This is a genomic window from Nonomuraea sp. NPDC049784, assembly GCF_040659615.1.
In the GTDB taxonomy this organism is placed as follows: domain Bacteria; phylum Actinomycetota; class Actinomycetes; order Streptosporangiales; family Streptosporangiaceae; genus Nonomuraea.
In genome coordinates, this window is the sequence record NZ_JBFAMX010001263.1 from 1 (window position 1) to 1,208 (window position 1,208).

General features: G+C 74.2%; 1 protein-coding gene and 1 pseudogene. Both read left to right on the plus strand.

All coding sequences use genetic code 11. The features are described from left to right. Positions 1-373 (plus strand): annotated as a pseudogene (locus tag AB0J09_RS65265) (hypothetical protein); the annotation flags it as partial. 11 nt (positions 374-384) lie between these two features. Beyond that, positions 385-1,077, plus strand: a complete 693-nt coding sequence (locus AB0J09_RS65270) for a DUF2786 domain-containing protein (protein WP_360714595.1) — start codon at positions 385-387, stop codon at positions 1,075-1,077. Positions 1,078-1,208 lie beyond the last annotated feature (131 nt).

A 1,208-nucleotide genomic window follows, 5' to 3' on the forward strand; every position in this document is an offset into this window, starting at 1 on the left:
CGACCACCATCCGGTGCCCGCCCGCCCGGCGCTGCCGCCCGCGCTGGCCGAGCTCGTCGAGGAGGAGGACGAGGACATCGAGGTGCTCGACACCACCCCGCAGGTCGTCGACACCGCCCAGCGGGCTGCGCTGATGCGCAAGGCACGCGCGTACTGGGACCGCCAGATCGCCAAGGGCATCGTGCCTCGTACGGTGGACATCGCCCAGGAGATCGGCATCTCGCTGGCGACGGCGCGCGAGTATCGTGCCCTGTGGAAGCTTGAGCCGCAGGCACACGCCCTGATCGAGGCGCTGTTCCAGCAGCACGGCATCGTCGACACGGGCGCCTTCCCCGCCATCGCGGACGACGGGAGGGTCCTGACCAAGTCGTAGGGGGAGCACGCTTGCGGGAGCGCACGCTCGAACGCGTCAGGAAACTCCTGGCCAAGGCCGAACGCACCGACAACGAGCACGAGCGCGCGACGTTCATGGCGGCCGCGTCGGCGCTCATGGCCAAGCACGGCATCGACTCGCTCCCCCCGGCGGGCACGCGGCAGACACCCGGCGACCGGATCGTCACCCTGCCCAACCCCTGGGCCAGGGAGAAGGCCCGCCTCGTCAGCCTGGTGGCGCAGGCGGTGCGGTGCCGTCCCCTCCTCATCGGGCGTGGGGAGGAGGGCGGTCAGCGGGTGCACGTGTTCGGGTTCGCCGCCGATCTGGAGCGGGCCGACCTGCTCGCCACGTCGTTGCTGCTGCAGATGGCGACCGGGCTTGCGCGCGTGCGGGTGCCCGGCGACGTGACCTCCGTGCGGGCGTACCGCCGGTCGTGGCTGCTGGGGTTCACGGACGAGGTGCACCGGTTGCTGTGCGCGGCGGAGTCCCGGGCCGAGGAGGCCAGTACGGGGGCCGCGCTGGTGCTGGCCGACCGCCGGGCCGAGGTGGAGCGGGTGGTCGCCGCCCACTACCCGAGGATCCGGGTGAGCGTGCCCCGGACGAGCGGCACGGGCTACCGGGACGGGGTGGCGGCCGGCCGCCGCGCCGACCTCGGCCGTACCGGAATGACCGTCGCCACCGCCCCCGAACTGACCCCGGGCTGAACCCGCCCCACACGCCCGCTCGGCCCCTCGCCCGGCCCCCACCGCCCTCTGCCGCCGGTTCCGCCTTGTGCGCCCGCTCGGCGGCTCGTTCGGCCCGCGGCACGCCTTCAGCGGCTCGCCTGGCCTCACGC